This window comes from Roseateles chitinivorans (genome assembly GCF_050632235.1).
Taxonomy (GTDB): Bacteria; Pseudomonadota; Gammaproteobacteria; order Burkholderiales; family Burkholderiaceae_C; genus Roseateles; species Roseateles chitinivorans_A.
On record NZ_CP192584.1, the window covers coordinates 6,461,210 to 6,486,142 of the forward strand.

Below are 24,933 nucleotides of genomic sequence, written 5' to 3' on the forward strand. Positions count from 1 at the left end.
CGGACCGCTCGGGCGCGGATCCGGCATCGGCGCGCGGCTGCCGCTTGTGGACTTGATAACCATTGGTTAGTATTTGATCGACGGTTTGAATGAAGACTGAACGATGCCACAACTGCCTGCGATTGACCATGCCAACGCGACGGCCGCAGTGCCGGTGCTCGAAGCCGTCCCGGTCACGCACCCCGATGCGGTGCTGTTGATGCACCAGCTCAACCAGCGGTTGGCCTCGCTCAGCGGCGACTCCGGCGCCAGCGGCTTCGAGGCCGCGTCGATGCCGGCGGGGCGTTCGGTGTTCCTCGTGGCACGGGGCGCGGATGGCGCGCTGCTCGGCTGCGGCGCGGTCCGCCCGCTCGCCCAGGCGGGCGGCGCACCGGTGGGCGAGCTCAAGCGGATGTTCGCCCGCGACGGCACCCGCGGCGTCGGGGCCGCGCTGCTCACGGCGCTGGAGCGCGAGGCCCTCGTCATGGGCTACCGCGCGATCTGGCTGGAGACGCGCCGCGTCAACGGACGCGCGCTGCGCTTCTATCGGCGGCACGGCTACTCGGAGATCCCCAACTACGGCAGCTACGTCGACCGCGAGGACGCGGTGTGCCTCGGCAAGTCCTTGCGGGTCGCCACCGCCGCCGTCGCCGCGCCAGTCCCCATCCTCTCGCCGTTGAAACCGGAACCCAAGGAATCCTCATGGACCTGATCGAACTGCGCGGCACCGACCGCGACTGGATGCCGGCGCTCGGCGAGCTGTTCTTCGATGTCGTCGACGGCGGCGGCTCGCTGGGGTTCCTCGAGGACGTCGACGAGGCGCAGATGCGCGAGTACTGGGAAGGCGTGTTCGATCAGCTCGGTCCGCGGCATCGGCTGTGGATCGCGCGCGACGGCGACCGCGCGCTCGGCACCGTTCAGCTGTCGATCTGCGGCAAGCCCAATCAGCGGCATCGCGGGGACGTGATGAAGCTGATGGTCCATCGCGACGCGCGGCGGCGCGGTGTCGCCGTCCAACTGATGGCCGCGCTGGAGCAGACCGCCCGGGACGCGGATCTCAGCCTGCTGACGCTCGACACCGAAGCCCGATCGGCCGCGGAGACCTTCTATCAATCACGAGGCTTCGAGCGCGCCGGCGAGATCCCGTTCTTCGCCGCCAATCCGCAAGGGGAGCTGCAGGCGACCGCGTTGTACTGGAAGCGGCTGGACTGAGCGGTCTTCAGCGCTTGCGCGCCTCAGCGTGACACGCGCATCAGCTTGCCGCCATCGGTCACCGTCAGCAACGCGCCGTCGCGCGCCTGGATCACGTCGCGGAAGCGCTCGCCGAGGTCCCCGAACATCTTCTCCTTGCCCGTGACCGTGTCGCCGTTCAGCGCGATGCGCCACAGCGCGGTGCCCGCCAGCGAGCCCGAGATCAGCTGCCCGCGCCATTCGGGGAACAGGCTGCCCGTGTAGAAGACCAGCCCCGCCGGCGCGATCGAGATCGGCGTCCAGGTGGTCAGCGGCTCGACGTAGGTCGGCGCATGCGTGCCCCCGCCGATCCGGCAGGCGTCGCCGACCGGCGAGCCGTACTCGCAGCCGTAGCTCTTGACCGGCCAGCCGTAGTTCTGGCCGGCGCGCGCGATGTTGACCTCGTCGCCGCCCTGCGGGCCGTGTTCGGTGATCCACAGCTCGCCGGTCTGCGGATGCAGCGCGGCGCCCTGGATGTTGCGGTGACCGTAGCTCCAGATGCCCGGCTTGGCGCCCGCGGCGAAGCTCGGGTTGTCCGCGGGGATGCTGCCGTCGCGATTCACGCGGATCACCTTGCCCAGCGTCTGCTGCAGGTCCTGCGACGGACTGCCCTTCATGCGCTCGCCCGTCGTGATGTAGAGCGTCTTGTCGCGCGCGAAGACCAGCCGCGAGCCGTAATGCCCGCTGCCGTCGACCTTCGGTGCCTGGCGGAAGATCACCTGCACGCCGGCGAGGGCGTCGCCCTCGAGACGCCCGCGCGCGACCGTCGTGCCGGCCTTGCCGGCCTCGGTGCCGGTGCCCGCTTCCGAGTAGGAGAAATAGACCCAGTTGTTGCCGGCGGTCGCGAAGTCGGGATCGATCGTGATGCCGAGCAGTCCGCCCTGCCCGCTGTCGAGCACCTTGGGCACGCCGGAGATCGTCGCCTCCGTCTTGCCGGCCGCGGACAGGCGCACGAGGGTGCCGCCCTTCTGCGTCACCAGCAGCCGGCCGTCGGGCAGCTGCACGAGGCCCCAGGGGCGATCGAGCGTGCTGTTCAAGGTCTGCATCGACGGCGCCGCCGCGCCGCCGCCGGGCTGGGCCGGCGCGGCGGTGTCGTCACCGCCGGCGCTCGCGCCGCTCCCTCCGCCACAGGCCGTGGCCGCCATCGCGACCGCCAGCGTCGACATCCATTCCGCCACGCTCATGCCCGTTCTCCTTGTGCTGATCGATGGGGCCGGCCGAGGAACCGGCCACCCACGACGGCGTCACGACGCCGTGAAGACGACGAGTCTAGGCCGGCCCCGCGTCGGAGTTGCAAGCGGATGCAATCGGTCCGCCCATGCCCCTCCCTTGTGAAGGCCGGGCGCTTCCTCTACGCTGGCCGCAGTCCGGCTCCAGACCCACGTCCAACTCTTGCCTGAGAGGAACGAGCCATGTCCCCCACTCCCTCCCCCGACACGGAAGGCCCCCCGCCGGCAGCCCAGGCGGCGCCGCGGTGCCGCGGCATCCCGGCATCGCGGCGATCCGCACCCTCGCGCTGGCGGGTCCGGCCGGCGCCGGCAAAACCACGCTGGCCGAGGCCCTGCTGCTGAAGGCCGGCGCCCTCAAGACCGCCGGCAGCATCGAGAAAGGCAGCACGGTCAGCGACCACGATCCGCTCGAGAAACGGATGCTGCATTCGCTGCAGGCCTCGCAGATGCACATCACGCACGAGGGCCTGCGCATCCATCTGCTCGACACGCCCGGCGCGCCCGATTTCATCGGGCAGGCGCTGCCGGCGCTCGAGGCGGTCGAGACGGTCGCCGTCGTCATCAACGCGCAGAACGGCCTCGAACTGATGGTGCGCCGGATGATGGACGCGGCGGCCGGACGCGACCTCACACGGCTGATCATCGTCAACAAGATCGATGCGCCCGGCGTCGACGCGCAGGCGCTGCTCGGTCAGCTCCAGGAGGCCTTCGGTCGCGAATGCCTGCCGCTGAACCTGCCCGCCGCGGGCGGCACCCGGGTGCAGGACTGCTTCTTCGGCTGCAGCGGCGAGAGCGACTTCGGCTCGGTCGACGCGGCGCATCGCGCGCTCGTCGAGCAGGTCGTGGAGGTCGATCCGGACTTCGTCGACCGCTACCTCAACGACGGCGACGTGCCGGCCACCGAGCTGCACGCACCGCTGGAACAGGCCTTTCGCGAGGGGCATCTGATCCCCGTCTGCTTCGTGTCCGCGCGCACCGGCGCGGGCGTGGCGGAGCTGCTCGACGTGATCGAGAAACTGCTGCCCAACCCCTATGAGGCCAATCCGCCGCAGTTCATGCGACGCGAGGGCGACGAGGCGGAACCGCTGATCGTCGCGATGGATCCGGCGCAGCACGTCGTCGCGCACGTCTTCAAGATCCAGTCCGATCCCTACCTCGGCAAGCTTGCGATGCTGCGCGTCCACCAGGGCACGCTGAGGAAGAACGCCCAGCTCTTCGTCGGTCATGCGCGCAAGGCGGTGCGGGTGGCGCATCTGTTCATGCTGCAGGGCAAGGAGCACGTGGAGATCGAGCAGGCGCTGCCCGGCGACCTGTGCGCGCTGGCCAAGATCGACGAGCTGCATTACGACGCGGTGCTGCACGACGCACAGGAGGACGAGCACCTGCACCTGGCGCCGATCGCGCTGCCGACCCCGGTGCACGGCGTGGCGATCCGGCCGAGCCGGCATGGCGACGAGCAGCGGCTGTGGGAGGTGTTGACGCGCCTGGTCGAGGAGGATCCCTGCCTGCGCCTGGAGCGCGGCGGCAACGAGGAAGGGCTCGGCCCGCAGGGCGAGGAGACGCTGGTCTACGGGCTGGGCGAGCTGCACCTGCGGGTACTGCTGGACCGGCTCAAGGAGACCTACAAGTTCGACGTCCAGACCCAGCCGCCGCGGATCGCCTACCGCGAGACGATCTCGGCGAAGGCGGAAGGCCATTACCGTCACAAGAAGCAGACCGGCGGCGCAGGCCAGTTCGGCGAGGTGTGGCTGCGTGTCGAGCCGTTGGAGCGCGGCGCCGGCTTCGAGTTCCGCGACGAGGTCAAGGGCGGCACGATCCCGGGCCAGTTCATGCCAGCGGTCGAGAAGGGCGTGCGGCAGGCGCTGGCGCAGGGCGTCGTGGCCGGATATCCGGTCGTCGACCTGCGGGTGACGGTCTTCGACGGGAAACACCATTCGGTGGACTCCAAGGAAGTCGCCTTCATCACGGCGGGCAAACGGGCGCTGATCGCGGCGGTGCGCGAGGCCCGGCCGGTGGTGCTGGAGCCGATCGTTCAGGTCGAGATCAGCGCGCCGGAAAGCGCCACCGGCGACATCACCGGCGACCTGGCGTCGCGACGCGGCCAGGTGCTCGGGACGCGCGGCAGCGTGCCGGGACAACTCGGCGTCGACGGGCTGGTGCCGCTGGCGGAGCTCAGCGCCTACCAGAACCGCCTCAACGCGATGACCAGCGGCCAGGGGCGCTACACGATGGTGCTGTCCCACTACGAGGCGGTGCCCCCCAATACGCAGGCGCAACTGGCGGCGGGCTACCACCTGAAGGAGGAGGAATAGCCCCCGGAGGTCGCGGGGCGCTCGTCCCGTAGCGCTACCACGCCGATGGGCACGGCGCGAGCCCCGGGGCGGGGCCCGGCGGTTTGTGAACGAAGCTTTATCATCGGGGGATGTGTTCCGCCCACCGAGACGTCGCGCAGATCCGCCTGGACAACGCGATGCGCTTGTTCGACGAGTTTGTCTCCGCCACGATCAAACACCCCGATGCCGCCGCCCTGCGCGGCCTGGAGCGCCGTTTCGCCGAGCGCCTGCAGATCCAGCCCAGCTACTGGAGCCAGATCAAGAGCCGGTCGCGGCAGATCGGGGAGCGGCTGGCGCGCCAGTTCGAACAGCTGACCCACAAGCCCAACGGCTGGATGGACCAGGAACACGGTCCGCTCGGCACCGCCGCACCGGCGCTCGGCGGTACCTCGCAGGGCAACGCGGCTTTATCGAGCACGAGCCGGCCCGCCTCGGCGGACAGTTCCCCCAGCCTGCCCCAGGACGACGACGAGCGCTTCATCGTCGGCCTGGTGCTGACCTACTACCGCCGGCATCCGCAACGGGCGCGCACGCGCCTGCTGGACCTGCTGGGCGAGGTGCTCACCCCGCCCGCGCCGAATGCGCCCCCGGCGCCGGCCCCCAAGGCTGCCGCGCCCGCGACCTCCGATGTCGACGACTGGCACAAGCTGCAGCGGAGCATCGCCCCGCTGAAGGCCAAGAAGCGCTGACGCGCTTCCTCCGCACGCCCTGCTCCTGATCCGATCGCGCCGGCAAGGTGGGCGCACGCCTGCGCGCGTCCCGTCGCCCTGGGACAACGTCCGAGCAAAATCACTTGCGCTTGATAATCAGATGTTTATCATTTGCGCAACTTTTGAGCCCCGCCGCAACGGCAGCGCAGTCAGGCGCCGTTCCGGGACCGAGGCGCTCATGCCCTTTCGACCCCATTCCCGTCCGTCCACAGGAGGCTGCCATGGCCCAGTTCACCACTCCCCGTCCGCGTCTCGCCATCACACCGCGCAAGCCGCGCAATCCCTTCGTGGCCCTGAGCCACGGCCGTTCCGCGGGCCGTCACGGCCCCTCCGCCGGCGGCCGCCGCCAGCAGGAACAGCAGGCCCTGAAGCGCGCACTTCAGCGGCACGACGACTTCAGCCCTTGAACGGGTAGCCTCCGACGGAACGGGATGTCTTCCCGGTCCGGCGCAGGCCGCCCAGGGAGACAAGAAATGCAAGAGATCACCTTGATGCCGGGCCGCATGCATGGCCTGGTCCGTCAGCAAAGCCTGCGGGGCTGGCTGGCGATCCTGCTGCTCAGCGCCGGCGGGCGCCTGATCAGCTGGGCCTGGCACGTCGCCCCGGCGGCGCGCCGGGAGGAGCCGGCCGCGGGGCTGGAGTTCCATGCCGACGCCGACGGCTCCGGCCGGATCTACGTCGACGGCCAACTGCAGGGCACCCTCGCGGGTGTGCAACGGCTGTGATGCCGCTCTGGCTCGCGGTCGCCGTGGCCGCGGTGGGGATCAAGCTCGCGGGGGCCGAGCCGATATACGATGGACAACGTTCACCGTGCATCGCCGCCCACGCGACGACCCCGCTTCATGACCCAGAGCGCTCCGCCCGCTGCGTCTGCCCCGTCCGGGAACGGGCCGGGGAATCCGCCGATTCCCTCCCCGGCTCCGGTGCCGCGGCAGCCGTTCCAGCCGCTGATCCGGCCTCTGCCGGATCTGGCGGCGTGGACCGCCCGCTTCCGCGACATGGAGATCCCGGTGCTGGCCAGCACGGCCGAGCAGCTGGAACTCTGGCGCGCGAATGAGGACGCGGTCGACGCGCACCTGCTCGGCGAGTTCCTGAGCAAGGACCCGCTGATGACGCTCAAGCTGCTGGCGCATGCCGCGTCGCAGCGCTCCAGCCGGCTGCTGACCGACACCGAGACGGTCACGGCCGCGCTGGTGCTGATGGGCATCACCCCCTTCTTCAAGGCCTTCGGTGAGCAGCCGACGGTCGAGCAGCGCCTGGCGGACCGGCCGGATGCGCTCGCCGGCATCCAGCGTGTGCTGCATCGCGCCGAACGCGCGGCCCGCTTCGCGCTGGGCTTCGCCGCGCACCGCGCCGACCCGGACGCGGCCGTCGTCCACAGCGCCGCGCTGCTGCACGATTTCTCCGAGATGCTGCTGTGGTGCGAGGCGCCCGACCTGGCGCTCGAGATCCAGCGTCGTCAGGAAGCGGACCCGACGTTGCGCAGCGTCGCCGCGCAGCGCGCGGTGCTCAACGTGGAGCTCGGCGATCTGGAGCAGGCGCTGATGCGCACCTGGCACCTGCCAGAGCTGCTCGCCCACATCGTCGACGACAAGAAGGTCCACGACCCGCAGGTCCGCAGCGTGATGCTGGCAGTTCGTCTGGCGCGGCACACGGCGCAGAGCTGGGAGAACCCGGCCGTGCCGGACGATCTCATCGAGATCGGCGAGCTGATGAGCCTCTCTCCGGCCCACACGCTGAAACTCGTCCACGAGGTCGACGGCGTCGTCTGATCCTCGCGCGGCGTTACGCTGTCCGCTTCACAAGACGCGGACACCGCGAGGAGACAGCACCATGGCCGGCCCCGATCAAGCGTTCTGGCAACAACGGTTCGAGACCGGACAGACCGGGTGGGATCGTGGCGGCCCGCATCCGCAGCTGGCGGTCTGGTTGAGCGAAGGCCTGCTCGGCCAGGGCCAGCGGATCGTGGTGCCGGGCTGCGGTCGGGGTCATGAACTTGCGGTGCTGGCCCGGGAAGGCCTCGACGTGACCGGGCTCGACTACACGCCGGCCGCCGTCGAAAGCGCCCGCGCCAAGCTCAAGGACGGGCATCTGCCGGGTCGCGTGGAGCAGGCGGACGTCCTGGCCTGGCGTCCGGATCAAGCGCTCGACCTCGTCTACGAACAGACCTGCCTCTGCGCGCTGCACCCCGATCAATGGACGACCTATGCCGAGCAACTGCAGCGCTGGCTGAAGCCCGGCGGACGGCTGCTGGCGCTGTTCATGCAGGCCCGTCGCGAAGAGTCCGAGCAGGGTCAGGTCATCGGCCCGCCGTACCACTGCGACATCAACGCGGTGCGCGCGCTGTTCCCGCTTGCGCTGTGGAAGTGGCCCGCGCCTCCCTACGCGCAACGGCCCCACGAGCGCGGGTGGTTCGAGTTGGCAGTGGTGCTGGAACGCCGCTGACGGCGCGTCCGGTCACACCGGCAACGCGGTCGTGTTCTTCAGCCGGTCGAGCACGAAGCTCGTCTTGCAATCCTGCACGCTGGGATGGCGCAGCAGCGTGTCGCTGATGAAGCGTGCGTAGTGGCCCATGTCCTCGACCAGCACGCGCAAGAGGTAGTCCATCTCCCCCGTCAGGGCGGCGCATTCCACCACTTCGGGCCAGGTCTGGACGGCGGCCCGGAACAGGTCCATCGGCGTGCGCTTGTGGCTCTCGGTGTGCTTCTCGAGCCGGACGTTGATGTAGGCCGTGAGCCCGAGCCCGACACGCTCCGGATTCACCAGGGCCACGTACGCGGTGATCACGCCGTCTTCTTCCAGCCGCCGGACCCGCCGCAGCACGGCGGACGACGACAGGTTGACCTGCGCCGCCAGCGCGTCGTAGGTCATGCGGCCGTCGGCCTGAAGGGCGTGGAGGATGCGTCGGTCGATCGCATCAAGCTCGATCTGCTTGTCCATGGCCGGATTCTTGCAGGATTCCTGCGCATCACCCCGTGTCCACGACGTGGATCGCAGAAATCCTGCGCTTCCCACCTTCTACAGTGACGCCATCGCATTCCTGACCAGATCCCCTTGATCGGGGTTTCGGAGACACACATGGCATTCACCCCCTGGGACAACCCGATGGGCACCGACGGCTTCGAGTTCATCGAGTTCGCGGCCCCCGATCCCGCTGCGCTCGGCGCGCTGTTCACCTCGATGGGCTTCGTCGCCGTCGCCCGCCACCGCCACAAGGACGTGACCCTGTATCGCCAGGGCGATGTGAACTTCATCATCAACGCCGAGCAGGACGCGTTCGCGCAGCGCTTCGCGCGCATGCACGGCCCGTCGATCTGCGCGATCGCGTTCCGCGTCAAGGACGCCGCCTTCGCCTATCGCCGCGCGCTGGAGCTGGGCGCCTGGGGCTTCGACAACAAGGCCGGCCCGATGGAGCTGAACATCCCGGCGATCAAGGGGATCGGCGACTCGCTGATCTACTTCGTCGACCGCTGGCAAGGCAAGAACGGTGCGGCCGCTGGCGAGATCGGCAACATCAGCATCTACGACGTGGACTTCGTGCCGGTGCTCGACGGCGACGGCAAGCCGGTGCAGTCGACGCCGACGGGCCACGGCCTGACCTACATCGATCACCTGACCCACAACGTCTTCCGCGGCCGCATGAAGGAATGGGCGGAGTTCTACGAGCGCCTGTTCAACTTCCGCGAGGTCCGCTACTTCGACATCGAGGGCAAGTTGACCGGCCTGAAGTCCAAGGCGATGACCAGCCCCTGCGGCAAGATCCGGATCCCGATCAACGAGAGCAGCGACGACAAGAGCCAGATCGCGGAATACCTGGACCTGTACCACGGCGAAGGCATCCAGCACGTGGCGCTGGGCACCGACGACATCTACGGCACGGTCGAGGGGATGAAGGACACCGGCGTGGTCTTCCAGGACACGATCGAGACCTACTACGACCTGGTCGCCAAGCGCCTGCCCGAGCACAACGAGAACCTGGACGAACTGCGCCGCCTGCGCATCCTGATCGACGGCGCCGCCCACCAGGGTGCGCCGCATGAGTTGCTGCTGCAGATCTTCACCAAGGAAGTGATCGGCCCGATCTTCTTCGAGATCATCCAGCGCAAGGGCAACGAGGGCTTCGGCGAAGGCAACTTCAAGGCGCTGTTCGAGAGCATCGAACTCGATCAGATCCGCCGCGGCGTTCTGAAGGCCGACGCCTGATCGCGGCCTGATTCAGCCGGCCCGGCTCACCGTCTGGAGTGAGCCGAGGGCAGGCTCTTCGAGCAGTTGCAGCGCCCGCTCGAAGGCCTGCGGCTCGAACACCAGTTGCAGATGTCCACGCGCCGGGAGGTGCAGGACACGGGCGCCGGGCAGGATCGCCGTCTCCGCCGGGAACACGATCTGGTCGCAGTGCCCGTACAGGCAGTCGAAATGGCCACCGAACTGTGCCGGCTCATCGCGCGCCATCTGGTTCAGCCATTCCGAATCGCCTCGCATCTGACGGGCGTTCTCCGTGGTGCCGAGCTTCGCCAGCAACGTGCCGTGATGGGGGTCCCCAGCGTCAGGATGCGATGGATGCGGTCGAATGCGTGGCCCTGACTGCGCCACCAGGCGCGGGCGCTCAGGCCGCCCATGCTGTGCGCGACGATCAGCGGCGCCAGGCCGGTGCGTTCCTGCAGCGTGCGCATGGCTGCGTCGATCTGGGGGGCGTAGCGGTCGATCGAGCCGAACGCCGGCTCCTGCGTCACCGCGATGAAGGGGACGCCTCGCGCGCGCAACGCCCTCATCCAGACGTTCCACATGCCACGGTTGCAGTTGTAGCCGTGGAGGAGCACGACACCGCGGCGACCGTGCGCCTGGGCCGCCTCGGGCACCAGATCGGGCTCCTGGTGCTCGGCCCACGGCTGTTGCCAGCAGAACACCTTCGTCACGACGACGACCTCGCGCCACCAGGCTTCCAACAAGTCTCCCAACGGCGCGGTCGGCAGCCCCGGCGCCGGCGGCACGACGCGAAGCACGAGGAAGTGGGGCAGCATCGTCAGTGGCGGTCCGAGCACGAACAACGCCAGCACCGCGATGCCGGTCCAGGCGCCCCAGTGAACACCCGCCCACAGGGCCAGCAGCGGACCGACGATCCAACGGAACAGGGAAAAGAGGCGCTGCAGCCGGCCGTTCATCCGGACTCCCGGGCAAAGGGTCGAGTGTAGAGGCGGGCCCGACCTGGGCTTCGCTTCGGAAAATTCTGAGATCGCCGTCGCCACGCCTCGGAACAGCGGCGTTGTCCCTCACGTGACGAGCCTGCCTAGGGCATCCCCGCTACGACGAGGCGGTGCCAGCCGCCAGCATCGGCAGTTCCTCCGGGGCACGCCCCTCCACACATCAAGAACGCGACGAGGAGACATGACAGCAACGCACACCGACAAGCCCTGGCTGAAGAACTATCCGCCCGGCGTTCCCGCAGAGATCCCCGTCGACATCTATCCCTCGTTGGTGGCCCTTCTGGAGGAAGCGTTCCGCAAGCACGCCCGCCGTGACGCCGCGGCCTGCATGGACCAACGCCTGACTTTCGCGCAGGTGGACGAGCTGTCGACCGCACTGGGGGCTTGGCTGCAGCAGCGCGGCCTGTCCCGCGGCGCGCGCGTGGCCATCATGATGCCCAACGTCCTGCAGTACATGGTGACGATCGCCGCGATCCTGCGCGCCGGCTATGTCGTGGTGAACGTCAATCCGCTGTATACGCCTCGCGAGCTCGAGCATCAGCTGAAGGACTCCGGTGCCGAGGCGATCATCGTGCTCGAGAACTTCGCCAAGACCTTGTCGGAGGTCATCGACCGGACGCAGGTCAAGCATGTGGTGCTGACGGGCCTGGGCGACATGCTCGGTTGGTGGCGCGGCCCGCTGATCAATTTTGCGGTCCGGCATGTCAAGAAGATGGTGCCGGAATTCCGGCTGCCGCTCACGGGGGCCGCACCGTCACGCGTTTCAACCAGGCACTGGCAGAAGGCGCCGGAATGTCGCTCAAACCGGTCCAGGTGGGGGCCGAAGATCCAGCCTTCCTCCAGTACACCGGCGGCACCACCGGGTTGTCGAAAGGCGCGACATTGCTTCATCGCAATGTCGTCGCCAACATCCTGCAGAGCGAAGCGTGGTTCGCGCCGATGCTCGGCAAGCTCGGCGACAAACCCCTGACCATCGTCTGCGCGCTGCCGCTGTATCACATCTTCGCGTTGACGGCCTGCTACATGCTGGGCGCCCGCATGGGGATCATGAATCTCCTGATCCCCAATCCACGCGATATCCCAGGCTTCATTGCGACCTTGCGCAATTACCGAGTGAACATGTTTCCGGCGGTCAATACGCTGTTCAATGCCTTGGCCAACGATCCGGCGTTTGCCAAGCTCGACTTCAGCGAATTGGTGATTTCGAACGGCGGGGGCATGGCGGTTCAGCAAGCCACTGCGGAGAAATGGGCCCGCATCACCGGGTGCCCCGTCGTCGAAGGGTATGGTCTGTCGGAAACCTCGCCCGTTGCGACGATCAATCGACTCGATCTGGATCAGTTCAACGGTTCGATCGGCCTGCCAGTCCCGAACACCGAGATCGCCATCCGAGACGACGAAGGCAACGACATGCCGCTCGGACAGCGTGGTGAGATCTGCATCCGCGGGCCGCAGGTGATGGCTGGATATTGGAATCGCCCCGAAGATACCGCGCAGGCCATCGGCCCGGACGGCTTCTTCAAGACCGGAGACATCGGCGTCATGGATGCCGACGGCTTCACCCGGATCGTCGATCGCAAGAAGGACATGATCCTGGTGAGCGGATTCAATGTTTACCCCACCGAGATCGAGCAAGTCGTGAATCTGCACCCCGGCGTGCTGGAGTGCGCCGCGATCGGTGTACCCGATCAACACTCCGGCGAGGCGGTGAAACTCTTCGTCATCAAGAAGGACTCGGCGCTTGCTGAGGAAGATCTATCCTCGTACTGCCACAAACAGCTGACGGGCTACAAGCGCCCCAAATACATCGAGTTCCGGGATGAACTGCCGAAAACAAACGTCGGAAAGATTCTTCGGCGCGAGCTACGTCAATAGTGACTCGGCCTACCCAGTATTCTCGCGACCATGAATCAGCCCCCTCCGACTCCAGCCCATATCACTGTGCTGGAGCGAGGGTGGCTGTCATCCAACAATATCCTGCTGCATGGAGCGACACCGAGCGAAGGGGCGGTGTTAGTCGATACTGGCTACTTCTGCCACCGTGAGCAGACGCTCGCACTGCTCTCCAACGCGCTGCGGCCGCAAGAAACCGTTCGGTGCATCGTCAATACCCATCTGCACTCTGATCACTGCGGTGGGAATCGAGCAATCTCAGAGCGGTATCAATGCCCAATCCTGATACCACCGGGTGAGTTCTCGGCCATAGAGCGTTGGGACGATTCGGTGCTGAGTTATCACGCGACCGGCCAACAGTGCGAGCGTTTCAATCCCAGTGGCAAACTGATGCCGGGCCAAACGCTCAAGCAAGGACGATTCGAGTGGCAGATTCATGCGGCGCCAGGCCATGATCCCCATTCCGTGATCCTTTTCGAACCCGAAAGCGGCACGCTCATTTCAGCTGACGCACTGTGGGAACGAGGATTCGGGATCATCTTCCCGGAACTCGACGGGACCCACGCATTCCTGGAAGTCGAGGCCACGCTCGACATCATCGAGGGCCTTCGGCCAAAGCTCGTCATTCCGGGCCACGGCGCGCCATTTCAGGATGTCCAGACCGCCTTGCTTTCCGCCCGAGAGCGGCTGCGGTACTTTCAACGCAAGCCGGAGCGACACGCATTCAACGCCGCCAAAGCGTTGACCGTATTCCACATGTTAGAGACCCAAAAGAGCTCGACGGAAGATCTGCTGGCGTGGCTCCAGAGAACTCCAATTCTCGCCAGCACATGGCAACGGTTCTTTGGCACAACGCCATTCGTCGAGTGGACCTTGCAACTGGTCCAGGAACTCGTGCACTCCGGTGCGTTGCAACAAGAATCGACATCAATATCCGTGCGCGGCCGGTGAATCCAAAAGGCCATTCAGAAAAAGCAAAACCCCTCGATCATTGCTGACCGAGGGGTTTGGCGGGATATTAGCCTGACGATGACCTACTTTCACACGGGAATCCGCACTATCATCGGCGCTGAGTCGTTTCACGGTCCTGTTCGGGATGGGAAGGGGTGGGACCGACTCGCTATGGTCATCAGGCTTGACTGGTTGGCTTGCTGAGGAGCTCAGCAGGCCCAATTCGGTAGAGTCAAATCAGCTTGGTTTGATTGCGTCTTCAGGGATTGAAGAACGGTTTTGATCGGGCATTCCCAGCATAAGCGGGATGCGCTGCGATCTGTGTGACCACTCACCTTGACGTTTTGAGTGTCAAAGTTATAGGGTCAAGCCTCACGGGCAATTAGTACTGGTTAGCTTAACGCATTACTGCGCTTCCACACCCAGCCTATCAACGTCCTGGTCTTGAACGACCCTTCAGGGGGCTCTAGGCCCCGGCAAGACTCATCTTGAGACGAGTTTCCCGCTTAGATGCTTTCAGCGGTTATCTCTTCCGCACTTAGCTACTCGGCGATGCCACTGGCGTGACAACCGATACACCAGAGGTGCGTCCACTCCGGTCCTCTCGTACTAGGAGCAGGCTCTCTCAATCTTGCAGCGCCCACGGAAGATAGGGACCAAACTGTCTCACGACGTTTTAAACCCAGCTCACGTACCTCTTTAAATGGCGAACAGCCATACCCTTGGGACCGGCTACAGCCCCAGGATGAGATGAGCCGACATCGAGGTGCCAAACACCGCCGTCGATATGAACTCTTGGGCGGTATCAGCCTGTTATCCCCAGAGTACCTTTTATCCGTTGAGCGATGGCCCTTCCATACAGAACCACCGGATCACTTTGTCCTACTTTCGTACCTGCTCGACTTGTCAGTCTCGCAGTCAAGCACGCTTATGCCAATGCACTATCAACACGATTTCCGACCGTATTTAGCGTACCTTCGAACTCCTCCGTTACACTTTGGGAGGAGACCGCCCCAGTCAAACTGCCCACCATACACTGTCCCCAACCCGGATAACGGGCCAAGGTTAGAACCTCAAACACACCAGGGTGGTATTTCAACGTTGGCTCCACCTGATCTAGCGACCAGGTTTCAAAGCCTCCCACCTATCCTACACAGATCTGTTCAAAGTCCAATGTAAAGCTACAGTAAAGGTTCATGGGGTCTTTCCGTCTTTCCGCGGGGAGATTGCATCATCACAAACATTTCAACTTCGCTGAGTCTCTGGAGGAGACAGTGTGGCCATCATTACTCCATTCGTGCAGGTCGGAACTTACCCGACAAGGAATTTCGCTACCTTAGGACCGTTATAGTTACGGCCGCCGTTTACTGGGACTTCAGTCAAGAGCTTGCACCCCATCATTTAATCTTCCAGCACCGGGCAGGAGTCACACCCTATACGTCGACTTTCGTCTTTGCAGAGTGCTGTGTTTTTAATAAACAGTTGCAGCCACCGATTCTCTGCGGCCTCATTGGGCTAACCAAGTAAATGGATCACCTACTAAAGGCACACCTTCTTCCGAAGTTACGGTGTCAATTTGCCGAGTTCCTTCTCCAGAGTTCTCTCAAGCGCCTTAGAATACTCATCTCGCGCACCAGTGTCGGTTTGCGGTACGGTCGTCAATAGCTGAAGCTTAGTGGCTTTTCCTGGAAGCAGGGTATCACTCACTTCGTCTGCAAGCAGACTCGTTATCACCCCTCATCTAAGCCCGGCGGATTTGCCTACCAGGCACGACTACAGGCTTGAACCGGGACATCCAACACCCGGCTGAGCTAACCTTCTCCGTCCCCACATCGCACTATTGATCGGTACAGGAATATTGACCTGTTTCCCATCAGCTACGCATCTCTGCCTCGCCTTAGGGGCCGACTCACCCTACGCCGATGAACGTTGCGTAGGAAACCTTGCGCTTTCGGCGAGGGGCTTTTCACCCCCTTTAACGCTACTCATGTCAGCATTCGCACTTCTGATACCTCCAGCAGGCCTCACGACCCACCTTCACAGGCGTACAGAACGCTCTCCTACCACGCACAGTAAACTGTGCATCCGCAGCTTCGGTAACTGGCTTAGCCCCGTTACATCTTCCGCGCAGGACGACTCGATCAGTGAGCTATTACGCTTTCTTTAAATGATGGCTGCTTCTAAGCCAACATCCTGACTGTTTTAGCCTTCCCACTTCGTTTCCCACTTAGCCAATTTTAGGGACCTTAGCTGGCGGTCTGGGTTGTTTCCCTCTTGAGTCCGGACGTTAGCACCCGGTGCTCTGTCTCCCAAGCTGTACTCTTCGGTATTCGGAGTTTGCATAGGTTTGGTAAGTCGCCATGACCCCCTAGCCTAAACAGTGCTCTACCCCCGAAGGTAATACTTGAGGCACTACCTAAATAGTTTTCGGAGAGAACCAGCTATCTCCAGGTTTGTTTAGCCTTTCACCCCTATCCACAGCTCATCCGCTAGTTTTGCAACACTAGTCGGTTCGGACCTCCAGCACCTGTTACGGTACCTTCATCCTGGCCATGGATAGATCACCTGGTTTCGGGTCTACACCCAGCGACTAATTCGCCCTATTCGGACTCGATTTCTCTACGGCTACCCTATTCGGTTAACCTCGCCACTGAATGTAAGTCGCTGACCCATTATACAAAAGGTACGCAGTCACCCTTGCGGGCTCCTACTTTTTGTATGCATGCGGTTTCAGGATCTATTTCACTCCCCTCCCGGGGTTCTTTTCGCCTTTCCCTCACGGTACTTGTTCACTATCGGTCGATTACGAGTATTTAGCCTTGGAGGATGGTCCCCCCATATTCAGACAGGATTTCACGTGTCCCGCCCTACTCTATTCGTGCCTAGTTCCACAATCGACATTTCTCATACGGGGCTATCACCCGCTATGGCCGGACTTTCCATTCCGTTCTGATATGCCAACTGCTAAAACACGAGGGCTACTCCGATTTCGCTCGCCACTACTTTCGGAATCTCGGTTGATGTCTTTTCCTCGAGCTACTGAGATGTTTCAGTTCACCCGGTTCGCCTCGCATACCTATGTATTCAGTATGCGATACCTCTAAACGAGGTGGGTTTCCCCATTCGGAAATCTCCGGATCAAAGCTTATTTGCCAGCTCCCCGAAGCTTATCGCAGGCTATCACGTCCTTCGTCGCCTGTAATCGCCAAGGCATCCACCACATGCACTTAGTCACTTGACCCTATAACTTTGACATCCGCAGATGTCGTCAAGGACAGATGCTCAACAACTTGAGCATTTATTTGAGTATCACGCGTTCGCCGTTCTTCAATTTCTACTCTTTTCAGAGTTGAAGTTTGTTGACGCAATCAAATGTCGCTGGCGGCACGGTGCCGGTCACCCCTTTACGAGTGCCGAGCTTTCCGCCAGCAACGCTGATTCGACTCTACGAATTGTTAAAGAACAACAGCCGACTAAAAAGTCGAGACTGGCAAACCACAACGTCATTCTTGACGCTGTGGTTTGCCAACCTTGTGAAGTGATTGGTGGAGGATGACGGGATCGAACCGACGACCCCCTGCTTGCAAAGCAGGTGCTCTCCCAGCTGAGCTAATCCCCCAAGATCTTGACGATCATCGTGGTGGGTCTGGCTGGATTCGAACCAGCGACCCCCGCCTTATCAAGACGGTGCTCTAACCGACTGAGCTACAGACCCACGCGTTTCTTGCGTGCTCCTGCAATCGCGCCAACCGGCAAGGCCAGCTCGCCAGGCTCACGCGTTTTCTCACTCACTGTTGTGTGTCTACAGCCGATAAGTGTGGGCGCGCTGAACTCGCTTATGTGGACTCGACTCAATTCTCTGACCTAGGCCAGACAACGGTCTCGTCATCTCTAGAAAGGAGGTGATCCAGCCGCACCTTCCGATACGGCTACCTTGTTACGACTTCACCCCAGTCACGAACCCTGCCGTGGTAATCGCCCTCCTTGCGGTTAGGCTAACTACTTCTGGCAGAACCCGCTCCCATGGTGTGACGGGCGGTGTGTACAAGACCCGGGAACGTATTCACCGCGGCAAGCTGATCCGCGATTACTAGCGATTCCGACTTCACGCAGTCGAGTTGCAGACTGCGATCCGGACTACGACCGGGTTTCTGGGATTAGCTCCCCCTCGCGGGTTGGCAGCCCTCTGTCCCGGCCATTGTATGACGTGTGTAGCCCTACCCATAAGGGCCATGATGACCTGACGTCATCCCCACCTTCCTCCGGTTTGTCACCGGCAGTCTCATTAGAGTGCCCTTTCGTAGCAACTAATGACAAGGGTTGCGCTCGTTGCGGGACTTAACCCAACATCTCACGACACGAGCTGACGACGGCCATGCAGCACCTGTGTCCAGGTTCTCTTTCGAGCACTCCCACATCTCTGCAGGATTCCTGGCATGTCAAGGGTAGGTAAGGTTTTTCGCGTTGCATCGAATTAAACCACATCATCCACCGCTTGTGCGGGTCCCCGTCAATTCCTTTGAGTTTCAACCTTGCGGCCGTACTCCCCAGGCGGTCAACTTCACGCGTTAGCTACGTTACTGAGAAGAAACCCTCCCAACAACCAGTTGACATCGTTTAGGGCGTGGACTACCAGGGTATCTAATCCTGTTTGCTCCCCACGCTTTCGTGCATGAGCGTCAGTACAGGTCCAGGGGATTGCCTTCGCCATCGGTGTTCCTCCGCATATCTACGCATTTCACTGCTACACGCGGAATTCCATCCCCCTCTACCGTACTCTAGCCATGCAGTCACAAATGCAGTTCCCAGGTTGAGCCCGGGGATTTCACATCTGTCTTGCATAACCGCCTGCGCACGCTTTACGCCCAGTAATTCCGATTAACGCTTGCACCCTACGTATTACCGCGGCTGCTGGCACGTAGTTAGCCGGTGCTTATTCTTCAGGTACCGTCATGAACCCCCAGTATTAGTAGGAGTCTTTTCTTCCCTGACAAAAGCGGTTTACAACCCGAAGGCCTTCTTCCCGCACGCGGCATGGCTGGATCAGGGTTGCCCCCATTGTCCAAAATTCCCCACTGCTGCCTCCCGTAGGAGTCTGGGCCGTGTCTCAGTCCCAGTGTGGCTGGTCGTCCTCTCAGACCAGCTACAGATCGTAGGCTTGGTAGGCCTTTACCCCACCAACTACCTAATCTGATATCGGCCGCTCCAATTGCGCGAGGTCTTGCGATCCCCCGCTTTCACCCTCAGGTCGTATGCGGTATTAGCTGCTCTTTCGAGCAGTTATCCCCCACAACTGGGCACGTTCCGATATATTACTCACCCGTTCGCCACTCGTCGCCAGGTTGCCCCGCGTTACCGTTCGACTTGCATGTGTAAGGCATGCCGCCAGCGTTCAATCTGAGCCAGGATCAAACTCTACAGTTCGATCTTGAATAAACTCAACGGAATCGAACAAAGACTACTTTCATAGCTTCATTCTTTCTTCCGTGAGCATCTAGCGATTTAACCTTCTCAGGTCGCTCGTCCAGACGCCCACGCTTATCGGCTGTAAATTCTTAAAGAACATCGAAGCAGCTTCCGCTTACTTCGTCGCGTCGCTGACTTGTCGTCAGCAGCGCAGAAGCGAGACTATAAACGAGTTCGTTTGAACTTGTCAAGCATCTTTCGAAATCATTTGCATGATCAGATCGATGCCGTCTCAGCCTCAGAGATCAACGCTCCGCAAAGCGCTGATCTCTGCAAGCAGAGAAGGAACGCCCGGTCATCCGACCGGGCGTCTCCGGATATTAGCCTGACGATGACCTACTTTCACACGGGAATCCGCACTATCATCGGCGCTGAGTCGTTTCACGGTCCTGTTCGGGATGGGAAGGGGTGGGACCGACTCGCTATGGTCATCAGGCTTGACTGGTTGGCTTGCTGAGGAGCTCAGCAGGCCCAATTCGGTAGAGTCAAATCAGCTTGGTTTGATTGCGTCTTCAGGGATTGAAGAACGGTTTTGATCGGGCATTCCCAGCATAAGCGGGATGCGCTGCGATCTGCGTGACCACTCACCTTGACGTTTTGAGTGTCAAAGTTATAGGGTCAAGCCTCACGGGCAATTAGTACTGGTTAGCTTAACGCATTACTGCGCTTCCACACCCAGCCTATCAACGTCCTGGTCTTGAACGACCCTTCAGGGGGCTCTAGGCCCCGGCAAGACTCATCTTGAGACGAGTTTCCCGCTTAGATGCTTTCAGCGGTTATCTCTTCCGCACTTAGCTACTCGGCGATGCCACTGGCGTGACAACCGATACACCAGAGGTGCGTCCACTCCGGTCCTCTCGTACTAGGAGCAGGCTCTCTCAATCTTGCAGCGCCCACGGAAGATAGGGACCAAACTGTCTCACGACGTTTTAAACCCAGCTCACGTACCTCTTTAAATGGCGAACAGCCATACCCTTGGGACCGGCTACAGCCCCAGGATGAGATGAGCCGACATCGAGGTGCCAAACACCGCCGTCGATATGAACTCTTGGGCGGTATCAGCCTGTTATCCCCAGAGTACCTTTTATCCGTTGAGCGATGGCCCTTCCATACAGAACCACCGGATCACTTTGTCCTACTTTCGTACCTGCTCGACTTGTCAGTCTCGCAGTCAAGCACGCTTATGCCAATGCACTATCAACACGATTTCCGACCGTATTTAGCGTACCTTCGAACTCCTCCGTTACACTTTGGGAGGAGACCGCCCCAGTCAAACTGCCCACCATACACTGTCCCCAACCCGGATAACGGGCCAAGGTTAGAACCTCAAACACACCAGGGTGGTATTTCAACGTTGGCTCCACCTGATCTAGCGACCAGGTTTCAAAGCCTCCCACCTATCCTACACAGATCTGTTCAAAGTCCAATGTAAAGCTACAGTAAAGGTTCATGGGGTCTTTCCGTCTTTCCGCGGGGAGATTGCATCATCACAAACATTTCAACTTCGCTGAGTCTCTGGAGGAGACAGTGTGGCCATCATTACTCCATTCGTGCAGGTCGGAACTTACCCGACAAGGAATTTCGCTACCTTAGGACCGTTATAGTTACGGCCGCCGTTTACTGGGACTTCAGTCAAGAGCTTGCACCCCATCATTTAATCTTCCAGCACCGGGCAGGAGTCACACCCTATACGTCGACTTTCGTCTTTGCAGAGTGCTGTGTTTTTAATAAACAGTTGCAGCCACCGATTCTCTGCGGCCTCATTGGGCTAACCAAGTAAATGGATCACCTACTAAAGGCACACCTTCTTCCGAAGTTACGGTGTCAATTTGCCGAGTTCCTTCTCCAGAGTTCTCTCAAGCGCCTTAGAATACTCATCTCGCGCACCAGTGTCGGTTTGCGGTACGGTCGTCAATAGCTGAAGCTTAGTGGCTTTTCCTGGAAGCAGGGTATCACTCACTTCGTCTGCAAGCAGACTCGTTATCACCCCTCATCTAAGCCCGGCGGATTTGCCTACCAGGCACGACTACAGGCTTGAACCGGGACATCCAACACCCGGCTGAGCTAACCTTCTCCGTCCCCACATCGCACTATTGATCGGTACAGGAATATTGACCTGTTTCCCATCAGCTACGCATCTCTGCCTCGCCTTAGGGGCCGACTCACCCTACGCCGATGAACGTTGCGTAGGAAACCTTGCGCTTTCGGCGAGGGGGCTTTTCACCCCCTTTAACGCTACTCATGTCAGCATTCGCACTTCTGATACCTCCAGCAGGCCTCACGACCCACCTTCACAGGCGTACAGAACGCTCTCCTACCACGCACAGTAAACTGTGCATCCGCAGCTTCGGTAACTGGCTTAGCCCCGTTACATCTTCCGCGCAGGACGACTCGATCAGTGAGCTATTACGCTTTCTTTAAATGATGGCTGCTTCTAAGCCAACATCCTGACTGTTTTAGCCTTCCCACTTCGTTTCCCACTTAGCCAATTTTAGGGACCTTAGCTGGCGGTCTGGGTTGTTTCCCTCTTGAGTCCGGACGTTAGCACCCGGTGCTCTGTCTCCCAAGCTGTACTCTTCGGTATTCGGAGTTTGCATAGGTTTGGTAAGTCGCCATGACCCCCTAGCCTAAACAGTGCTCTACCCCCGAAGGTAATACTTGAGGCACTACCTAAATAGTTTTCGGAGAGAACCAGCTATCTCCAGGTTTGTTTAGCCTTTCACCCCTATCCACAGCTCATCCGCTAGTTTTGCAACACTAGTCGGTTCGGACCTCCAGCACCTGTTACGGTACCTTCATCCTGGCCATGGATAGATCACCTGGTTTCGGGTCTACACCCAGCGACTAATTCGCCCTATTCGGACTCGATTTCTCTACGGCTACCCTATTCGGTTAACCTCGCCACTGAATGTAAGTCGCTGACCCATTATACAAAAGGTACGCAGTCACCCTTGCGGGCTCCTACTTTTTGTATGCATGCGGTTTCAGGATCTATTTCACTCCCCTCCCGGGGTTCTTTTCGCCTTTCCCTCACGGTACTTGTTCACTATCGGTCGATTACGAGTATTTAGCCTTGGAGGATGGTCCCCCCATATTCAGACAGGATTTCACGTGTCCCGCCCTACTCTATTCGTGCCTAGTTCCACAATCGACATTTCTCATACGGGGCTATCACCCGCTATGGCCGGACTTTCCATTCCGTTCTGATATGCCAACTGCTAAAACACGAGGGCTACTCCGATTTCGCTCGCCACTACTTTCGGAATCTCGGTTGATGTCTTTTCCTCGAGCTACTGAGATGTTTCAGTTCACCCGGTTCGCCTCGCATACCTATGTATTCAGTATGCGATACCTCTAAACGAGGTGGGTTTCCCCATTCGGAAATCTCCGGATCAAAGCTTATTTGCCAGCTCCCCGAAGCTTATCGCAGGCTATCACGTCCTTCGTCGCCTGTAATCGCCAAGGCATCCACCACATGCACTTAGTCACTTGACCCTATAACTTTGACATCCGCAGATGTCGTCAAGGACAGATGCTCAACAACTTGAGCATTTATTTGAGTATCACGCGTTCGCCGTTCTTCAATTTCTACTCTTTTCAGAGTTGAAGTTTGTTGACGCAATCAAATGTCGCTGGCGGCACGGTGCCGGTCACCCCTTTACGAGTGCCGAGCTTTCCGCCAGCAACGCTGATTCGACTCTACGAATTGTTAAAGAACAACAGCCGACTAAAAAGTCGAGACTGGCAAACCACAACGTCATTCTTGACGCTGTGGTTTGCCAACCTTGTGAAGTGATTGGTGGAGGATGACGGGATCGAACCGACGACCCCCTGCTTGCAAAGCAGGTGCTCTCCCAGCTGAGCTAATCCCCCAAGATCTTGACGATCATCGTGGTGGGTCTGGCTGGATTCGAACCAGCGACCCCCGCCTTATCAAGACGGTGCTCTAACCGACTGAGCTACAGACCCACGCGTTTCTTGCGTGCTCCTGCAATCGCGCCAACCGGCAAGGCCAGCTCGCCAGGCTCACGCGTTTTCTCACTCACTGTTGTGTGTCTACAGCCGATAAGTGTGGGCGCGCTGAACTCGCTTATGTGGACTCGACTCAATTCTCTGACCTAGGCCAGACAACGGTCTCGTCATCTCTAGAAAGGAGGTGATCCAGCCGCACCTTCCGATACGGCTACCTTGTTACGACTTCACCCCAGTCACGAACCCTGCCGTGGTAATCGCCCTCCTTGCGGTTAGGCTAACTACTTCTGGCAGAACCCGCTCCCATGGTGTGACGGGCGGTGTGTACAAGACCCGGGAACGTATTCACCGCGGCAAGCTGATCCGCGATTACTAGCGATTCCGACTTCACGCAGTCGAGTTGCAGACTGCGATCCGGACTACGACCGGGTTTCTGGGATTAGCTCCCCCTCGCGGGTTGGCAGCCCTCTGTCCCGGCCATTGTATGACGTGTGTAGCCCTACCCATAAGGGCCATGATGACCTGACGTCATCCCCACCTTCCTCCGGTTTGTCACCGGCAGTCTCATTAGAGTGCCCTTTCGTAGCAACTAATGACAAGGGTTGCGCTCGTTGCGGGACTTAACCCAACATCTCACGACACGAGCTGACGACGGCCATGCAGCACCTGTGTCCAGGTTCTCTTTCGAGCACTCCCACATCTCTGCAGGATTCCTGGCATGTCAAGGGTAGGTAAGGTTTTTCGCGTTGCATCGAATTAAACCACATCATCCACCGCTTGTGCGGGTCCCCGTCAATTCCTTTGAGTTTCAACCTTGCGGCCGTACTCCCCAGGCGGTCAACTTCACGCGTTAGCTACGTTACTGAGAAGAAACCCTCCCAACAACCAGTTGACATCGTTTAGGGCGTGGACTACCAGGGTATCTAATCCTGTTTGCTCCCCACGCTTTCGTGCATGAGCGTCAGTACAGGTCCAGGGGATTGCCTTCGCCATCGGTGTTCCTCCGCATATCTACGCATTTCACTGCTACACGCGGAATTCCATCCCCCTCTACCGTACTCTAGCCATGCAGTCACAAATGCAGTTCCCAGGTTGAGCCCGGGGATTTCACATCTGTCTTGCATAACCGCCTGCGCACGCTTTACGCCCAGTAATTCCGATTAACGCTTGCACCCTACGTATTACCGCGGCTGCTGGCACGTAGTTAGCCGGTGCTTATTCTTCAGGTACCGTCATGAACCCCCAGTATTAGTAGGAGTCTTTTCTTCCCTGACAAAAGCGGTTTACAACCCGAAGGCCTTCTTCCCGCACGCGGCATGGCTGGATCAGGGTTGCCCCCATTGTCCAAAATTCCCCACTGCTGCCTCCCGTAGGAGTCTGGGCCGTGTCTCAGTCCCAGTGTGGCTGGTCGTCCTCTCAGACCAGCTACAGATCGTAGGCTTGGTAGGCCTTTACCCCACCAACTACCTAATCTGATATCGGCCGCTCCAATTGCGCGAGGTCTTGCGATCCCCCGCTTTCACCCTCAGGTCGTATGCGGTATTAGCTGCTCTTTCGAGCAGTTATCCCCCACAACTGGGCACGTTCCGATATATTACTCACCCGTTCGCCACTCGTCGCCAGGTTGCCCCGCGTTACCGTTCGACTTGCATGTGTAAGGCATGCCGCCAGCGTTCAATCTGAGCCAGGATCAAACTCTACAGTTCGATCTTGAATAAACTCAACGGAATCGAACAAAGACTACTTTCATAGCTTCATTCTTTCTTCCGTGAGCATCTAGCGATTTAACCTTCTCAGGTCGCTCGTCCAGACGCCCACGCTTATCGGCTGTAAATTCTTAAAGAACATCGAAGCAGCTTCCGCTTACTTCGTCGCGTCGCTGACTTGTCGTCAGCAGCGCAGAAGCGAGATTATGAACGATTTCTTTCGAATCCGTCAAGCAGTCAGAGAAATTATTTTCATCACCGAC

Annotated in this window: 14 protein-coding genes, 4 tRNA genes, 6 rRNA genes and 1 pseudogene; 11 read left to right on the top strand and 14 right to left on the bottom strand. The window is 60.7% G+C overall.

Annotated features, from left to right (window positions below; translation table 11 throughout):
* The first annotated feature begins 103 nt into the window (after positions 1-103).
* Together ACQ859_RS29570 and ACQ859_RS29575 are read left to right on the top strand one after the other, a co-directional pair.
* A complete protein-coding gene (locus ACQ859_RS29570; RefSeq protein WP_431263976.1) occupies positions 104-691 on the top strand; it encodes a GNAT family N-acetyltransferase in 588 nt (195 codons plus the stop codon).
* Entirely contained in the window at positions 682-1,191 is a 510-nt protein-coding gene (locus tag ACQ859_RS29575) for a GNAT family N-acetyltransferase (protein ID WP_431263977.1), read from the top strand. Before ACQ859_RS29570 ends, ACQ859_RS29575 begins: the two co-directional genes overlap by 10 nt.
* 23 nt (positions 1,192-1,214) lie before the next feature.
* Here the strand turns inward: ACQ859_RS29575 and ACQ859_RS29580 are convergent, their stop codons facing one another.
* Positions 1,215-2,393 carry a PQQ-dependent sugar dehydrogenase gene (locus tag ACQ859_RS29580; protein ID WP_431263978.1) on the bottom strand — a complete coding sequence of 393 codons (1,179 nt, stop codon included), beginning with the start codon at positions 2,391-2,393 and terminating at the stop codon, positions 1,215-1,217.
* A gap of 290 nt (positions 2,394-2,683) precedes the next feature.
* On the opposite strand from ACQ859_RS29580, the gene fusA reads away from it, so the two are divergent.
* The 6 genes from fusA (at position 2,684) to ACQ859_RS29610 (ending at position 7,926) form a co-directional block, all read left to right on the top strand.
* A complete protein-coding gene (gene fusA / locus ACQ859_RS29585; RefSeq protein WP_431263979.1) occupies positions 2,684-4,750 on the top strand; it encodes an elongation factor G in 2,067 nt (688 codons plus the stop codon).
* A gap of 110 nt (positions 4,751-4,860) precedes the next feature.
* Entirely contained in the window at positions 4,861-5,460 is a 600-nt protein-coding gene (locus ACQ859_RS29590) for a hypothetical protein (protein WP_431263980.1), read from the top strand.
* 242 nt (positions 5,461-5,702) lie between these two features.
* Positions 5,703-5,888: a hypothetical protein gene (locus ACQ859_RS29595; protein WP_431263981.1), complete on the top strand. Its 186-nt coding sequence runs from the start codon at positions 5,703-5,705 to the stop codon at positions 5,886-5,888.
* Between the two features lie 66 nt (positions 5,889-5,954).
* Positions 5,955-6,206 carry a hypothetical protein gene (locus tag ACQ859_RS29600; protein WP_431263982.1) on the top strand — a complete coding sequence of 84 codons (252 nt, stop codon included), beginning with the start codon at positions 5,955-5,957 and terminating at the stop codon, positions 6,204-6,206.
* A gap of 198 nt (positions 6,207-6,404) precedes the next feature.
* Entirely contained in the window at positions 6,405-7,253 is an 849-nt protein-coding gene (locus ACQ859_RS29605; RefSeq protein WP_431263983.1) for an HDOD domain-containing protein, read from the top strand.
* Between the two features lie 61 nt (positions 7,254-7,314).
* Positions 7,315-7,926 (top strand): methyltransferase domain-containing protein, encoded by a 612-nt coding sequence (locus ACQ859_RS29610; protein ID WP_431263984.1) that lies wholly within the window; start codon positions 7,315-7,317, stop codon positions 7,924-7,926.
* A gap of 12 nt (positions 7,927-7,938) precedes the next feature.
* Here ACQ859_RS29610 and ACQ859_RS29615 read toward each other — a convergent pair whose 3' ends face one another.
* A complete protein-coding gene (locus tag ACQ859_RS29615; RefSeq protein ID WP_431263985.1) occupies positions 7,939-8,421 on the bottom strand; it encodes an Lrp/AsnC family transcriptional regulator in 483 nt (160 codons plus the stop codon).
* A gap of 138 nt (positions 8,422-8,559) precedes the next feature.
* On the opposite strand from ACQ859_RS29615, the gene hppD reads away from it, so the two are divergent.
* Positions 8,560-9,684 carry a 4-hydroxyphenylpyruvate dioxygenase gene (gene hppD, locus ACQ859_RS29620; RefSeq protein WP_431263986.1) on the top strand — a complete coding sequence of 375 codons (1,125 nt, stop codon included), beginning with the start codon at positions 8,560-8,562 and terminating at the stop codon, positions 9,682-9,684.
* Positions 9,685-9,696: 12 nt separating this feature from the next.
* Here the strand turns inward: hppD and ACQ859_RS29625 are convergent, their stop codons facing one another.
* Positions 9,697-9,960, bottom strand: a complete 264-nt coding sequence (locus ACQ859_RS29625; protein ID WP_431263987.1) for a hypothetical protein — start codon at positions 9,958-9,960, stop codon at positions 9,697-9,699.
* Entirely contained in the window at positions 9,936-10,640 is a 705-nt protein-coding gene (locus ACQ859_RS29630; protein WP_431263988.1) for an esterase/lipase family protein, read from the bottom strand. Before ACQ859_RS29630 ends, ACQ859_RS29625 begins: the two co-directional genes overlap by 25 nt.
* Positions 10,641-10,863: 223 nt before the next feature.
* Here ACQ859_RS29630 and ACQ859_RS29635 point away from each other — a divergent pair.
* Together ACQ859_RS29635 and ACQ859_RS29640 are read left to right on the top strand one after the other, a co-directional pair.
* Positions 10,864-12,557 (top strand): annotated as a pseudogene (locus ACQ859_RS29635) (long-chain-fatty-acid--CoA ligase).
* Positions 12,558-12,587: 30 nt separating this feature from the next.
* Complete coding sequence (locus tag ACQ859_RS29640; RefSeq protein ID WP_431263989.1) at positions 12,588-13,526, top strand: MBL fold metallo-hydrolase; 939 nt, start codon at positions 12,588-12,590, stop codon at positions 13,524-13,526.
* 70 nt (positions 13,527-13,596) lie between these two features.
* On the opposite strand, the gene rrf (ACQ859_RS29645) is transcribed toward ACQ859_RS29640, so the two are convergent.
* The 10 genes from rrf (ACQ859_RS29645) to ACQ859_RS29690 all read right to left on the bottom strand — a co-directional run bounded on the left by rrf (ACQ859_RS29645) (position 13,597) and on the right by ACQ859_RS29690 (position 24,670).
* A 5S ribosomal RNA gene (rrf, locus tag ACQ859_RS29645) occupies positions 13,597-13,709 on the bottom strand.
* A 178-nt stretch (positions 13,710-13,887) separates the two neighbouring features.
* Positions 13,888-16,767: ribosomal RNA gene (locus ACQ859_RS29650) — 23S ribosomal RNA — on the bottom strand.
* A gap of 302 nt (positions 16,768-17,069) precedes the next feature.
* Positions 17,070-17,145, bottom strand: a tRNA-Ala gene (locus tag ACQ859_RS29655).
* Positions 17,146-17,164: 19 nt separating this feature from the next.
* Positions 17,165-17,241: transfer RNA gene (locus ACQ859_RS29660), tRNA-Ile, on the bottom strand.
* Between the two features lie 180 nt (positions 17,242-17,421).
* Positions 17,422-18,950: ribosomal RNA gene (locus ACQ859_RS29665) — 16S ribosomal RNA — on the bottom strand.
* A gap of 365 nt (positions 18,951-19,315) precedes the next feature.
* Positions 19,316-19,428, bottom strand: a 5S ribosomal RNA gene (gene rrf, locus ACQ859_RS29670).
* A 178-nt stretch (positions 19,429-19,606) separates the two neighbouring features.
* Positions 19,607-22,487, bottom strand: a 23S ribosomal RNA gene (locus tag ACQ859_RS29675).
* A gap of 302 nt (positions 22,488-22,789) precedes the next feature.
* Positions 22,790-22,865 (bottom strand) — tRNA-Ala (locus tag ACQ859_RS29680).
* Positions 22,866-22,884: 19 nt separating this feature from the next.
* Positions 22,885-22,961 (bottom strand) — tRNA-Ile (locus ACQ859_RS29685).
* A gap of 180 nt (positions 22,962-23,141) precedes the next feature.
* Positions 23,142-24,670: ribosomal RNA gene (locus ACQ859_RS29690) — 16S ribosomal RNA — on the bottom strand.
* Together the 16S, 23S and 5S rRNA genes with 4 tRNA genes alongside form the textbook arrangement of a ribosomal RNA operon.
* Positions 24,671-24,933: the final 263 nt, after the last annotated feature.